This is a genomic window from Vibrio sp. 10N.286.49.C3, assembly GCF_041469545.1.
GTDB lineage: Bacteria > Pseudomonadota > Gammaproteobacteria > Enterobacterales > Vibrionaceae > Vibrio > Vibrio tasmaniensis_A.
The window spans coordinates 1-580 of record NZ_JBFRKT010000111.1; the positions used below are offsets into that span (position 1 = coordinate 1).

General features: G+C 42.6%; 3 tRNA genes. All 3 read left to right on the forward strand.

The features are described 5' to 3' along the window. Nucleotides 1–101: 101 nt before the first annotated feature. Nucleotides 102–177, forward strand: a tRNA-Glu gene (locus tag AB4180_RS22735). A gap of 2 nt (nucleotides 178–179) precedes the next feature. Beyond that, nucleotides 180–255 (forward strand) — tRNA-Lys (locus AB4180_RS22740). A 32-nt stretch (nucleotides 256–287) separates the two neighbouring features. Next, nucleotides 288–363 (forward strand) — tRNA-Val (locus tag AB4180_RS22745). Nucleotides 364–580 lie beyond the last annotated feature (217 nt).

A 580-nucleotide genomic window follows, 5' to 3' on the forward strand; every position in this document is an offset into this window, starting at 1 on the left:
GTGTCCACACAGATTGATTAGGTTTAGAAAAGCAAAGAGATGAAGAACTCCCAAGTTCTTCGAAGTTTGTTTCTACTTTTAAAGTAGAGATGAATTGCAGTGTCCCGTTCGTCTAGAGGCCTAGGACACCGCCCTTTCACGGCGGTAACAGGGGTTCGACTCCCCTACGGGATACCATTGGGTCGTTAGCTCAGTTGGTAGAGCAGTTGACTTTTAATCAATTGGTCGCAGGTTCGAATCCTGCACGACCCACCATTCTTTCTCCACGAAGGAATTAAAACTATCGTGGGCGATTAGCTCAGTTGGGAGAGCACCTGCCTTACAAGCAGGGGGTCACTGGTTCGAGCCCGGTATCGCCCACCATTCTCTAAATATTCTTGGAAGTTAAATCTCCAAACCACTTCTTATGTCGCTGGTTGGATTTTTCGACTGTGAGAGTCTTTAGAAAATGAACTTCACAAGAAGTCTCATTGCTCTTTAACAATTTGGAAAGCTGACTGATTGATTACTTACGAGTAATTCAATCAAATTTAAAAGTTCTCAATGTTTATCTTTCATTAGATAAACACAACAAACACAT